This is a genomic window from Flavobacterium chuncheonense, from assembly GCF_042686145.1.
Lineage (GTDB): Bacteria > Bacteroidota > Bacteroidia > Flavobacteriales > Flavobacteriaceae > Flavobacterium > Flavobacterium chuncheonense.
This window is the reverse complement of record NZ_JBHUPC010000012.1, coordinates 152328-165751: the sequence shown is the minus strand read 5'-3', so window position 1 is coordinate 165751 and position 13424 is coordinate 152328. Positions and strand designations below refer to the sequence as shown.

General features: G+C 29.1%; 12 protein-coding genes and 1 tRNA gene. 5 read left to right on the top strand and 8 right to left on the bottom strand.

What is annotated here, in order from left to right; genetic code table 11:
- Positions 1-22 precede the first annotated feature (22 nt).
- Entirely contained in the window at positions 23-256 is a 234-nt protein-coding gene (locus ACFS5J_RS04750) for a hypothetical protein (protein WP_379810891.1), read from the bottom strand.
- A gap of 206 nt (positions 257-462) precedes the next feature.
- Here ACFS5J_RS04750 and miaE point away from each other — a divergent pair, with 206 nt between their 5' ends.
- Positions 463-1044, top strand: coding sequence for a tRNA-(ms[2]io[6]A)-hydroxylase (miaE, locus tag ACFS5J_RS04745; protein ID WP_379810890.1), 582 nt, complete (start codon positions 463-465; stop codon positions 1042-1044).
- Here the strand turns inward: miaE and ACFS5J_RS04740 are convergent.
- Complete coding sequence (locus tag ACFS5J_RS04740; RefSeq protein ID WP_379810889.1) at positions 1041-2276, bottom strand: glycosyltransferase family 4 protein; 1236 nt, start codon at positions 2274-2276, stop codon at positions 1041-1043. The genes miaE and ACFS5J_RS04740 overlap by 4 nt on opposite strands.
- A gap of 73 nt (positions 2277-2349) precedes the next feature.
- Between ACFS5J_RS04740 and ACFS5J_RS04735 the strand changes: the two genes are divergently transcribed.
- Positions 2350-2865 carry an NUDIX hydrolase gene (locus ACFS5J_RS04735; protein WP_379810887.1) on the top strand — a complete coding sequence of 172 codons (516 nt, stop codon included), beginning with the start codon at positions 2350-2352 and terminating at the stop codon, positions 2863-2865.
- On the opposite strand, the gene ACFS5J_RS04730 is transcribed toward ACFS5J_RS04735, so the two are convergent.
- Positions 2858-4603 (bottom strand): APC family permease, encoded by a 1746-nt coding sequence (locus ACFS5J_RS04730; RefSeq protein WP_379810886.1) that lies wholly within the window; start codon positions 4601-4603, stop codon positions 2858-2860. The two genes, ACFS5J_RS04735 and ACFS5J_RS04730, sit on opposite strands and share 8 nt — an antisense overlap.
- Before the next feature lie 586 nt (positions 4604-5189).
- Positions 5190-6095: a hypothetical protein gene (locus tag ACFS5J_RS04725; RefSeq protein ID WP_379810885.1), complete on the bottom strand. Its 906-nt coding sequence runs from the start codon at positions 6093-6095 to the stop codon at positions 5190-5192.
- 127 nt (positions 6096-6222) lie between these two features.
- Here ACFS5J_RS04725 and ACFS5J_RS04720 point away from each other — a divergent pair, with 127 nt between their 5' ends.
- Positions 6223-6714 (top strand): hypothetical protein, encoded by a 492-nt coding sequence (locus ACFS5J_RS04720; protein WP_379810884.1) that lies wholly within the window; start codon positions 6223-6225, stop codon positions 6712-6714.
- 165 nt (positions 6715-6879) lie between these two features.
- Entirely contained in the window at positions 6880-9774 is a 2895-nt protein-coding gene (locus ACFS5J_RS04715; RefSeq protein WP_379810883.1) for a T9SS type A sorting domain-containing protein, read from the top strand.
- Between the two features lie 206 nt (positions 9775-9980).
- Here ACFS5J_RS04715 and ACFS5J_RS04710 read toward each other — a convergent pair whose 3' ends face one another.
- Together ACFS5J_RS04710 and ACFS5J_RS04705 are read right to left on the bottom strand one after the other, a co-directional pair.
- A complete protein-coding gene (locus ACFS5J_RS04710) occupies positions 9981-10364 on the bottom strand; it encodes a hypothetical protein (protein WP_379810882.1) in 384 nt (127 codons plus the stop codon).
- Positions 10365-10611: 247 nt separating this feature from the next.
- Positions 10612-10685: transfer RNA gene (locus ACFS5J_RS04705), tRNA-Arg, on the bottom strand.
- Positions 10686-10784: 99 nt separating this feature from the next.
- On the opposite strand from ACFS5J_RS04705, the gene ACFS5J_RS04700 reads away from it, so the two are divergent.
- Positions 10785-11297: an adenine phosphoribosyltransferase gene (locus tag ACFS5J_RS04700; protein ID WP_379810881.1), complete on the top strand. Its 513-nt coding sequence runs from the start codon at positions 10785-10787 to the stop codon at positions 11295-11297.
- On the opposite strand, the gene ACFS5J_RS04695 is transcribed toward ACFS5J_RS04700, so the two are convergent.
- Positions 11294-11434 carry an SsrA-binding protein gene (locus tag ACFS5J_RS04695; protein ID WP_379810879.1) on the bottom strand — a complete coding sequence of 47 codons (141 nt, stop codon included), beginning with the start codon at positions 11432-11434 and terminating at the stop codon, positions 11294-11296. The genes ACFS5J_RS04700 and ACFS5J_RS04695 overlap by 4 nt on opposite strands.
- Positions 11435-11494: 60 nt before the next feature.
- Positions 11495-13423 (bottom strand): M56 family metallopeptidase, encoded by a 1929-nt coding sequence (locus ACFS5J_RS04690; RefSeq protein WP_379810877.1) that lies wholly within the window; start codon positions 13421-13423, stop codon positions 11495-11497.
- Position 13424: the final 1 nt, after the last annotated feature.

Below are 13424 nucleotides of genomic sequence, written 5' to 3'. Positions count from 1 at the left end.
CATAATTGCAGGTTTTTTGTTTTTATTCTTGTTTTACTTCAGCGCCATCTTTTGAAATTTCAACTTCTGTATTCTCATCCGAATATTCTACACCATCTTCACTGATACTTATGGTAGTAGCTTCTTCTTCAGTTGCTTCTGGAGCTATTTCTACTTCTTCCATTGTTGGTTCAGTTGTTGGTTCTTCTTTAGTTTCTTTACAAGATACCATAAAGGTTAAAGCTAATACTCCTAATGCCAAACTTAGTTTTTTCATAATAATAGATTTAAGGTTATAAATTCGTAAGATTTGTTATTATAAAACGCAACTATTTAAGAAATAGTATGTTTAAAATTAAAATTATGAAATAAATGTAAGTTTTTAAATAAATTTGCTAATATAAAATCATAATAGGCTTAGGTAGACTACTATTTTAAGGATTAATTTAAAAAATGTAATTTTGCATTTCTAAAAGTCAAAACATGTTCCGATTAAAACTTCCTACCGACCCTCGTTGGGCAAATATTGCAGAAGGTAATTTAGAAGAAATACTTACAGATCACGCTTGGTGCGAGTTAAAAGCGGCTTCCAATGCTATGATGTTAATCAATCTATTACCTGAGTTTACTGAAATTACTACGGAATTAACCAGTATTGCAAAGGAAGAAATGGATCACTTTGAGCAAGTACACGAAATTATCAAAGCCCGTGGATGGGTTTTAGGACGTGAGCGTAAAGACAGCTACGTAAACGATTTGTTCAAGTTTATGAAACCTGGAAGTCGTAAAAACTTAATTGTAGAGCGTATGCTTTTTGCCGCAATGATTGAAGCCAGAAGTTGCGAACGTTTTAAAGTACTATCGGAGAACATCAAAGACGAAGAATTAGCAAAGTTTTATCGTGAACTCATGATTTCCGAAGCCAATCATTATACTTCTTTTTTACAATTTGCACATGAACTTGCAGAAGAAGGTTATGATGTTAAACAACGTTGGGAAGAATGGCTAGAATTTGAAGCAAAAGTAATTGCTAGTTACGGTAAATCGGAAACCATACACGGTTAGTTGTTTTTATTTTTCAATTCAATCCATCTGCTCATGAATTTGGTGCTTTGTAAGGTTTGATGTTGAAAAATTTGGCCTATGAAATTCTTATTTCTGTGTACTTTTAAATCGGTCTGTAAAAGAGCTATATTATTGATAAAATCATTTTCAAAAAGTTTTTTATCAAAACGCTGCTGCAGTAATCCAACCCCATTTTGTTGTGCTTGTGACCACCGGTTTTCATCTTTGTAGAGTGTAATAGCTTTTGTTATAAAATCTTCATCAGTATTGGTTATAAAGCCATTCCAGTCTTGGTTTCCATGCATGGCTTCTGCCCCCATAGGGGTGGTTACATTGGGTAGACCAAATTGCATACTTTCCAAAAGTTTGCCTTTTAAGCCCGCTCCATAAGGAATTGGAGCCAGTAATACCTTTGCATTAGTAAAAACATCAGCTACATTTTCAGCTCGTCCTTTTATTATAAAACCTTCTTTTTCATTATGCAATTGTTTTGCTTTTTCCGAAACATAAGCGCCATAAACATGCAATTCGGCTTCCGGAAGCTCTTTTTTAATAGATTTCCAGACCTTTTTTAATTGTAAAACAGTTTGCCAATTCGGTTCGTGTAAAAAGTTACCTATGCTTATAAAATGGTTACGTTGTTTAAAATCGGGGAGTACATTTATTGTTTCTTCTGAAATAGGAGCTACTAGAAAAGGTAAATAGTACAAAATGGAAGAATCAACTTTAAACGTTTCGGTAAGAAGTTGCATTTCAAATTCCGAAACTATTAAGCTGAGGTCACAGCGGTATATTGCTGCAAGTTCGCGTTTAAAAACATCTGAAATATAATCTTCAAAAAGTAATTCTTTTTTTTGTTTGAAAGCTGTTTCTCTTGCTTTTCGTAAAAAATGAAGGTCTTCTGTGTCTAAAATGCGTAAAGTATTCGGACAATTTTCAGCGATGCGCCAGCCATATTGCTCTTCCATCATAAAACGATCGAATAGGACAATATCTGGGTTTAAATTTGTAATTAGTTCATCAAAACTACTGTCATTTAGTTGAATTGAATGGATTTTGATGTTTTGGCTTTCTAAATCAAATGAATAGTCGCTTTTCCCTGCAGATGAAAGAAAAGTAATGCTATAGTTTTGCTTTTGAAATAAAGTAATCAGTTGAAGCATTCTACTTCCTGCAGCGGTTGAGTTCGGTTCCGGCCAAACGGCTCCTATGATGACTAAATGATTTTGCATGGCACAAAAATACTAGAATCATTCTTTTTTAGTAACTAGTTTCGTTATTTTTGTTCATCAATCTTAAGACTTTATGACTACTTTTTTCAAATATTGCCCTAATTGTCAATCGACAAATTTTGATTTTCCAAACAATGTTCGTTTTCATTGTAATGATTGTGATTTTACCTATTATCATAACATTGCAGCGGCAGTGGCAATAGTTTTTACTTTTGAAGATAAAATATTGTTTACAGTTCGAAATGTTGACCCTGACAAAGGGAAATGGGATTTGCCAGGAGGGTTTATCGATCCTGGAGAGAATGCTGAAACAGCGGCTTGTAGAGAGATTAAAGAAGAATTGGGAATTGATGTGTTTTCTGAAGATTTAAAATATATAACAACTTCACCAAATAATTATTTGTACAAAAATGTTCCTTATCGAACGATGGATGTTTTTTATGAATGCGAACTTCAAACCGATGTGATTTCGATACGAGCTGAGGATGAGATACAAGATTTAATCTGGGTAAAGCGAAGTGAAATTGATACCGATAACATTGGATTTGTATCCATTCGTAAAGTAATTGCTGAGCAGTATATTAAATAATTAAACGCACTCCACCCAATTGCTCAATTTTATAAGGAAACCGATTACCAGGTGAACCAATAAACATAAAGTTAACCGGTATTTTCCATTCTTTAGAAAGGTCGTTTATTAATTTAGGTCCAAACTGTGCCTGCATTTGTATGAATTCGATTTTAATATTAGGATATTCTCTGTCTAAAACGTCTAAATCAGAAAGAAATTGAGGTGTTGCACTTTCTCCTTTTTTAAAAGCGGCTACTATTTTAAGTTTCTTGGTGTGCTCGTTATTTTGAATGTAAAGCATGACACGATTTAAAGTAGCTACATCATCATCTTTTGTAAAATAAACAAATTCCTGAGAGTTTATTAGGTCAATCAGTTTCAGTATTTCGTCATTTGATTTTTTTAATAGATTCTGAATAGGGGATAAAAAATACTTGATAATTTTTAAAATTAATTTTAAAAGTGATGTCCTATTAAGCATAATGGTTACCACCAATATCGTTGGGATAAAATATTGTAAAAATACTCCAAAATAGGCGGGATTAAGTATCGTATTGCCAATTATTGCAATAATTACAGCTATAATAGCGATAATTAATGCTATCCAAGAAGATTTTTCAGGACGTGGTAAATGTTCCCTTCTTACTTTTAATAAAATATTACCGATACCGAATAAAACCATAACCGACAAAAAAGCAATGGTGTATACACCAGCAAGCGCACTAAGCTTACCTTTGGTGATTAATAGAATGGAAACACAAAGTAAAAAGAATACTATAGCAATTCGGTAGGAACTTCCTCTTTTGTTTTTTTTCAATAGGAATGGCGGTAATACACGATCTAAAGTCATACGCTCTACTAGTCCACTAACACCAACAAATGAGGTTAAAACGGCACCACTAAGCACTAGGGCTGCATCTATAGAAATTAGAATAGATAACCAAGAGCCTCCAGCCACATTTCCCATGTAAGATAATAAAGCTTCTTGGTTGTTTTCAATAGTTCCTATTGGAATAACGGCCAAAGCTAAAAAAGCCATTAACGGATTAAAAATGGTTACAACAATCCACATATTGCGTAAAGTTTTTGGAAAAACACCACGTTGCTGTTCTTCAACAAAATTGGCAGAACTTTCAAAACCGCTTATACCTAACATAGCAGCGGAAAAACCAAAAAATAGTGCAGTAGTAATGTTTCCTCCTTTGATTGGAGATTGGTGGTTTTCTATAAAGGTATCAAATCCATTATTGAGGAGATAAAAACCCGTAAAAGAAGCTAAAATAACTAATGAAGTCAGGTGAAATATAAAGATGAAAATAGCTACTTTTGATGATTCTCCAATGCCAATGATACTCAAACCCATGAAAACTGCAAGTAAGATAATGGTTGCTATGATGATTGGTAGTTGGTCAAAAACAATATGGGCATAGTGCATGGCTTCATTAGCTGAAATTACAGCGGTAGCCATATAGGAAAGTAAAGTCAGTGTGGCAGCTAATGATGCTATTGATTTACTAGTAGTATTTAATAGTGCATTATAAGCGCCTCCATTCAAGGGTAGAGCGCCAACTACTTCTCCATAAACCTTTCGAAACAAATAAAGCACTGCGCCTACAACTAATAATGCTAGCCACGCATATTGACCTGAATACAGTATAGCTAAAGCGGAAACATATAAACATGAAGAGCTAATATCATTTCCTGAAATAGCAGTAGAAGCAAGTTCGTTTAGTTTTTTGTGCGTTTTACTTTCCATAATTTACCTAAAATTTGCTTTTAGTAGAGAAATAGTATATAAATTTAAGATTAATTTTCTTATAATGAAATAGTTGTGTTGATATCTATGATGTTTTGTTAGCTTATTTTTGATACATTTTAAATTATAGGTTTCAATTTAGGAGAGAATTTGTTGAAGAAGAATTTTTATTACATGAAAAAGAGAAGTATTGGATTGCATCTTTTTTATATGTAAATTATTTATTTCTGTAACTTTTTCAAATACATTCAGTATATTGGTAGAAATCTTTTAAACTTTAATTGTTATTCTATTTTTTTAGAAGAAATATTAGGAATATTGTTCTGAAAATTTTAACGTTTTAATAACGTTTATAGCATTGCTTTTGTGTTAAAAAAAAATAAATTTGTATAACTAGTGATTTAGAAAATAATTTTTTTCATCATTAAGTTATTAACAACTGAAAACCTCCTTAGTGGAGGTTTTTCTATTATTTAAAGTATTGAATTAAAGAAATGTGGTGCTGCCACATTTGATAATTTGATTTGCCGAATAGTAAAGACATTGCTTCCAAAATTCTATAATTATTCAGGCAGTATATATCTTTTTACTCTTTGCTAACAACTAAGCCAATTGCAATATTAAAGTTTCTTTCTGTATAATTTTTATATATTTTAGTAAAGTATTCATTCATAATATTGCTGATGCTTGCTAATTTTGATGGCTTATTGTCAAAAGCTCTTTTACTATAGGTAGAGGCCATATAGTCCTTTGAAGTTTCAGAAGTTAATCCAGGTCTAATGTGAGCGTGAACTGTATTTATGATTCCATAATCATCAATACTACCAATCATTTCCACGCTTATATATAATCCTTCAGGATCTAGTTTTATAGTTTCGTTTCTTAAATCCAAAAGAATTTGATCTCTTTCAGACATTAAAAACTTAATGATATCACTTTGATAAATCATTTCTAATTCATCGTTTGCTATTTCTTTATATATATTTACCCTGCAAATACCTGTTTTTGGATTGTTTTCCATTCCTTTTTTAAATAATTCGTGACTACTATATAGCGGAATGAAAATTTCATCAATCTTTAAATTGTAATTCGCTGTATTTGGGGTAATTTTAATTATCAATTCATATTTTGGGGTAACAGGAAGATTACGTAGGTATTTATCTTTTTTTAAAAAACCTATTTTCATTGGTATTCTATCAGAAGTTACAATTACTTCTTTAAGTTCGGTAATTTTCGGATTTAAAAAAATAGTATCTAACGCTTTTGGGTTTATAATTTGTTTTGTGTAGTAATTTACATGAGTTATATTTATTTTTTTGATAGTATCAGCATAATAAATATTACCATTACCGTCAGAATATTGTCCAGCTTCGTCAATTATAACATTAGCAAAACTTATAGGAGATTTAGTCAAAGAATCGCAAATGGTTACATTTTGAGCTTGTGTTTGAATTGAAAATAATACAAAAATGATGGTTATTAAGTGTTTCATATATTATTATAAAGTTTATGTTTTTTCCAAAATTTCAAATTTACAATAACAATTATAATGATTATAACGTTTAGAGTGTTGTTTTTTTAAGATTAATTTAAGTCATTTGACCTTTAAATAAATCTATATGAATAAAATATTGTTTTTACTTGTTGTTGTTCTTTTTAGTTCATGTCACTTCTTTGGCCCAATTGATAGTAGTATTCAAACTAAAAATGTGAAATTAAAACAAGAAGATCTTGTTGGAAAATGGAAACTAGATAAATTTTCATATAAATATTTAACTAAAAAAGTACATCTAGATAGTATAGCAATCACTTTTAATACTGACAGTACTTTTGTTTTAAATAATTCAAAAAATTTATTTAGAATAAGACAAAGTTCTTTCAGTCATGATGATGTTACAGAAATAGGAGTTTTAGATAATTTGGTTTCTAAAGGAAAGTGGGATATATATGAATATGGAAATAACACTTCTTCAAGCATAAACTTAAATTTCCAAAATGAGGGAACTAATATAAATTTAAATGTGTTTAAAAAAGATGAAGATTATCAATTATGGTTTTTTCAAAGTGATCCAGATACAGGGTATAGATTAAGATTTCTTAAGCATAATTAATATAATGTTTATGCTATAGTTTAAAGCCACAGTGTTCGGAATTTTATCCAAAAATTCCGCGAGGAGTTTTGTACTTGATAACTTTTAATATAAATTTACGCAACTACAATAAGCGGCTGACCGTTAGTAGATATTATTGACAAAGAATCCAAGATATACAAACTAATGAAAACAAAAATTCTTCTTATTATTCTAGCTTTTACAACATTTTGTAAAGCTCAAATTGTTAACATCCCTGACAATAATTTAAAAACGGCATTGTTAAATCATATTCCTATGATTGATTTAAATTCAAATGGGGAAATAGAAACAATTGAAGCACAGTCTATAACGGATGAATTAATTTTAAATGGAAAATCTATATCCGATTTTACTGGGATTGAAACTTTTATTAATGTTAAAAAAATAAATTTGTCCGATAATAACCTAGCTTCAACAGTAAGTACACCATTAGATTTTAATTCTTTATTATTACTTGAAGAGCTTGATTTATCGGATAATAATCAAATTCTTGCTGTCAATTGTAATCAAGTTATTCCTTTGAAAGGATTGTTTTTAGATAGATATGTTTCAAGTGTTTTATTAAATTCTCAAACGCAATTACTAGAATTAAAATGCGCCTCAGCAACCTTTCAATCTTTAAGTGCTTATAACAAGATGCTTATTCAAAAACTAAATATTTATATAATTGAAACAGGTTATCCTGATTTGCCATTAGGAACATTGAATAATTTGACAGAATTATATTTAGATAGCTATTTTAATGGAGTATATTTAAATACTTTCACAGGGTTGGTTCCAAATTTATATAAAATATCATTTAATAATATTTCAATTTCTAGTTCGATTAGTTTTGCTTTTTTAAGTAACATACGAGAATTTAGTTTGACGGGATCTAGTAGTGATATGTATTTATATGACAAGATATATACTCTAGCTAATTTGAAAAAATTGACATTAAATCCTTCTTGGTCTACTTCTGCTCCACCAAGTAATGTATTAAACTTTTCAAACAATCCTCAATTAGAATACATTTATATTTATTTAAGCCCTTCCACAGCATTATATCTTCCGATAAATTTGACAAATAATCTAAATTTAAATCATCTCGAACTGTATAATTATAATTCAAATGCAATTTCATTAAATAACAATATTCAATTAGAAAATTTAAATATTTCAACTAGTAGATTTACAAGTCCAATAGACTTAACAAATAATATAAATCTCAAAAAATTAAGACTAAACAGTGTTGCTTCATCTACAATTCCTGGACCTTATACATTAAATTTATCTCAAAATCAACTATTAGAGGAAGTAAGTATTTTTGATGAGTATTTAAACAATATAAATTTTGGAAATGTTTATACTATCAATAAATTAGAAATTTTACAATCTAAACTTGAAACAATTGATTTTTCCTCATTTTTTAGTTTGATTGATCTAAACTTTAATTCAACAAAAGATATTTTAGAAATAGATTTGAATAATTGTACAAATCTTGATAATGTAATAATAAAATTAGCTACATCTTCAGGAAATAACATTTATCCTTCTAATTTTATAAAACTTAAAAATGGATCAATAGAGTCCTTAGTTAATATTGAAAAATATGATTCCGATTTAAAATTATGTACTGACGATGATGATACTACATCAAATTGGATATTTTCAACAAGTTATAATGCTACTAATTTTTTTAGCACTTATTGTAATTTTACGCCTGGAGGCTTTTATAATACCATTTCAGGAAAAATAAGTCTTGACTCGGATTCAAATGGTTGTGATATTAATGATATTACTGTTAATAATATTAAAGTAGTAATTGATGATACAACAGAATCAGGCTATACTTTTACAAATTCTAATGGTGAATATGAATTTTATACCCAAAGTAATACTGTAACGATTACTCCATATCCAAATATAAATTATTACATTCAATCACCTCAATTTTCTTCAGTTACTTTTTTAAATCAAGAGCAGCAGCAAGATTTTTGTGTTGTTTCTAATGGAATTCATAATGATTTAGAAATAAATATTATTCCAATAAATCCTGCAAGACCGGGTTTTGATGCAAAATATAAAATTATATATGTAAATAAAGGTACTCAAACTCAGTCAGGAACAATAGATTTAACATATGATGATAGTGTAATGGATTTTGTTTCAGCTATTTTAGCTCCAGATAGTCAATCTACAAACTCATTAAGTTGGAATTTTTTGAACTTATTACCATTTGAAAGTAGAGAAATTGAGGTAGTTTTTAATCTTAATACTCCAATAGAAAATCCTCCTTTGAATAGTGGAGATATTTTAATTTATTCAGCTTCGATTTTAGGATTAACAGATGAAAATCCAATTGACAATCAAGCAATTTTAAATCAAACTGTAGTAAATTCATACGACCCAAATGATAAAACTTGTATAGAAGGAACAACCATTGCACAAAATCAGGTTGGTGAATATGTTCATTATTTAATAAGATTTGAAAATACAGGAACTTTTGCGGCACAAAATATTGTCGTAAAAGATATTATTGATCAATCAAAATTTGAAATAAATTCGTTACAACCAATTTCTTCAAGTCATCCTTTAACAGTTAAAGCTGTAAATAATGTAGTAGAATTTATTTTTGAAGACATTAATCTTCCATTTGATGATGCTAATAATGATGGTTATGTAGCCTTTAAAATTAAAACAAAACCAGATTTAGTTATTGGAAGTACATTTAGTAATTCGGCAAGTATATATTTCGATTATAATTTCCCAATAATAACAAACAATTACACAACAGTAGTTCAAAATACATTAGGGTTACAAGAAAATAATTTTATTAGTGATATTACTATATACCCAAATCCTGTTAAAAATATTTTACAATTTAAAACTGAAAAGAAAATAACTAAAGTTGAAATTTACGATGTTTTAGGAAGAATTATAAGTTCAAATTGGGTTACTGAAAATAAAATTGATTTGAGAGAATTAAGAACGGGAAATTATATTCTAAAACTTTATACTGAAAAAGAGATGTTAAACGTTAAAATAATTAAGGAATAATGATTTGCCAACATATTTTGAAATAAAGAAAAATTTACTGAGCAATCTTTTAAAGTGTTTATATGATATAGTAACGTATATAACTTCTTAGTGAAAAGTTTATTCATTATGTGACTTTTTATATTAATAAAACAATCTAAAAGTAAATAGGTTGCAAATAAAAAAATAATAAGCGGACTGTTCAAAAGAATAGTCCGCTTATTTGATTAAAAACGATTTGTTAATAGAAATCGAATTTCTTCAGCTCTAGTTTCTGGTATAAGTTCTGAAATCATATTGAATAAAGCATAAGGACTAACATACTTAATGTTAAGATTCTCAAATTCTACCATTTCCCAAACAATCGGATTTAATGATACAATATGAACACTGTCAAGTTCCATATATTGTTTAAAATCAAAACCAACATAAAGTAGTAAAATGATATGTTTATCATCATTTTTTAATTCAATGTGGTAAGGATAAGGAGTAACTACAAATTCTTCATAGAATGTAAAAGTGATCATGTAGTCCAAAACTGCAGCAAAACGTTTGTCTTTTAAAAATTCCAGTATAAAGTTAGGTTCTAATTTTTCGTAATAAAATTGCATAATACTATTTTTAAGTTAATTATGCTTTAGGTTTTCAGACATCAAAAACGGCATGATGTTTTAAGAAATTTAAGTGATTTATTTTATTGATTCATTAAACTTTTGAGTACAAAAGAAAGTAACTTTAATTAAGAACAAAATAGATGGTTATTCTGTAGGAGTGATTTTGCGGGCTAAATGTAGGCTAGGTATTAGAATAAAAAAAACGCAATCAATTGATATTCAATATGATTGCGTTTTTAAGTAGTGACCTCGACAGGATTCAAACCTGTAACCTTCTGAGCCGTAATCAGATGCGCTATTCAGTTGCGCCACGAGGCCGTTTTGTAATCAATCAGTAATTGTGTTCCTGATTACGGGTGCAAATATAGGCATAAATGCGTAACTTGCAAATCATAATTATAAAAAAAACAAATAAAAATGAATGTAGAAAGTTATGTTCGTGATATTCAGGATTTTCCAAAAAAAGGAATTTCGTTTAAAGATATTACACCGCTATTAAATGATGCTGAAGCAAGGGCATTTTGTCTGACAACTTTGAAGAATTCGCTCTCAAATGTGAAAATAGATAAGGTGGTTGGTGTGGAAAGTCGTGGATTTTTCTTTGGAATTTTATTAGCACAAGAGTTCAATGCAGGTTTTGTACCCGTTCGAAAACCAAAAAAATTACCTTTTGATACTTTATCGGCTTCTTATGAATTGGAATATGGTTATGATACTTTAGAAATACATACGGATGCTATTCAAAAAGGCGACAAGGTGTTGATACATGACGATGTTTTGGCAACGGGAGGAACTGCTAAAGCTGTTTGTGAATTGGTAGAACAATTAGGAGGAGAGATTGTTCAAGTGAATTTCCTGATGGAGTTAACTTTTTTAAATGGGAAGGATAAGCTTGAAGGGAAGAATATCTTCTCGGTCTTAAAATATTAATCAAGACTCTTTATTGTAACGTAGTAGCGATAGGATAAAATTGCTTTTTGCCATTTTTTAGCTTTTGTAACATCCAAGCGTTGTTTGGTAAAGCTAGGTAAAAGCAGTTTGTTTAGTTTTGCTAATATTTTATACATTACTCAAAGTTTAGAGCAAATATAGATAAAAAAACAGCCCACTTTTGCGGGCTGCTTTTTTTATTTCGTTTTAACATCAATACGTTTTCCTTTTTTACTGTTGTTTTCCAGAGTTTCTTTATCAACAACTTTCATATAGTATATTTTTGAATGGTCCATTGTTAAAAAATCTTCAGGATTTGATAGTTTTTTACCGTTAACATAAATATCGAGTTTACCGTTTTCAATTTTTGTAGTTGGTTCACCTGGAATTTTAAGCATGTTGCCACCGAAAAGGATATTATGGTTACCATCTTCAGTAATAATCATTATTGGTTCCTTTTTTTGAGGAGAAAGACTGATAAAAGGTTTGCCTTTTTGCATTCCAATCAAAACATCTTCAATTCCGGTATTTTTTTCAATTACTTTTTCAACTTCCTCATCATTATTATCTAGTTTCAAATGAATTTGAGTAATTTCTCCTTTAGTGTTTCTTTTGATATTAAAATAAGTCATATTGAATCCACTTTTTTTAAGAATAGATTGGTAAAAATTTAAATCTTCGTTACTAGAATTTTTTGTAATAACAAAACTTTCATTTTCTCCATTTAGTTTAAAATCAACATCTTTATTGTCTGATAAAGTTTCAGATTTTTCCGATTTCTTATGTTCATTATCTTCAATGATGATTACACCATTCGAAGCTTTTTCACCATACTTTTTAATTACTTTTTCTGTTGGTGACAGTGTAATTATTGTAGCAATAGAATTAAAAATTATTTTATCAATTTCTTTACTATTGATTTCTTTATCATTAAAAATAATTAATGCCTTTTTATAGTCAATAGATTTATCTTCTTTAATTCTTTTTATATTATCTTCTGAGCTATGTGTTTCGTATGTTACTCCGTAACTAATGTTTTCATTAGTTTGTTTTTTGTTTTTAGTTTTGGTTGTATCGTTTTTAGGACTATGTGTTTCGTAAGTTACAGCAAAACCATTTTTTTGACTATTATTGGTAGCATTACTATTTTCGTATTCAGAATTTTTAACGGTTCCTGATTCTGAAATTTCCTTTTTTTGATTTATTTCATTGTTTACTACTACTGCATTAGTGGTAAGGTTGTCTTTTTTGACTTGTGCAATTGTTTTTACTTGAAATAGTAAAACATAAGTTACTACTGCAGGAATAATTAATGAAAATTTCCAAACATTTTTTTTGTTTGATGGATTGGTGTTTAACATAACGATTCGTTTTTTGATTAATGATTGATAAAATTGATTTGTAAAACTTAAGCTGTGTTGATGAGTCACAACTTTTAGTAAGGTTTTTTGATATTCATATAATTTGTTTGAGATTTTTGATGTTTCATAATCAGCGATATATTCTAAGTTCTCTAAGACTGCTTTTCGGTATAACCATACTATTGGATTAATCCAAAGCATCATACAGAGTAGTTTTGCTACCAATACGTCAATCGAGTGTTTTTGTTCAATATGTACTTTTTCATGTATAACGATTAGCTCTAATTCTTCAGTTGTGAAGTTGTCTTTATTAAAAATGAGGTAGTTGAAAAAGGAAAATGGATTTTGATTTTCTTTAGTTTCAACTAGAATTATATTTTCGTTTTTTGTTTTTGTGCTGTTTTTTATGATTTTAAAAAAGGATAACAACTCAATAGTTAATCGGAACAAGAATACAATTGATACACCAAAATAGCACCACATCAAGATTGTTTCCCAATTAAAGTTTGAAGGTTGTAAAGTAGTAGTAACTTCGACTGATTGTGTAATTAAAGGGAGATTCTCATAAACTAAAGTTTCTTGTTCTATCCAAACAGTTTCTGTAAAAGTTATTAAGGGTAAAATAAAGGAACTAGCTACCCCCATAAGCAAAAACCATCTGTTACCTTGAAAAAAGGTTTCTTTACGAAGTAAAAAGTGGTAGGATAGGAAAAAGAGGATTAGCAATCCGTTTACTTTTAAGAAATAGACTAGGTATTGTTCCATG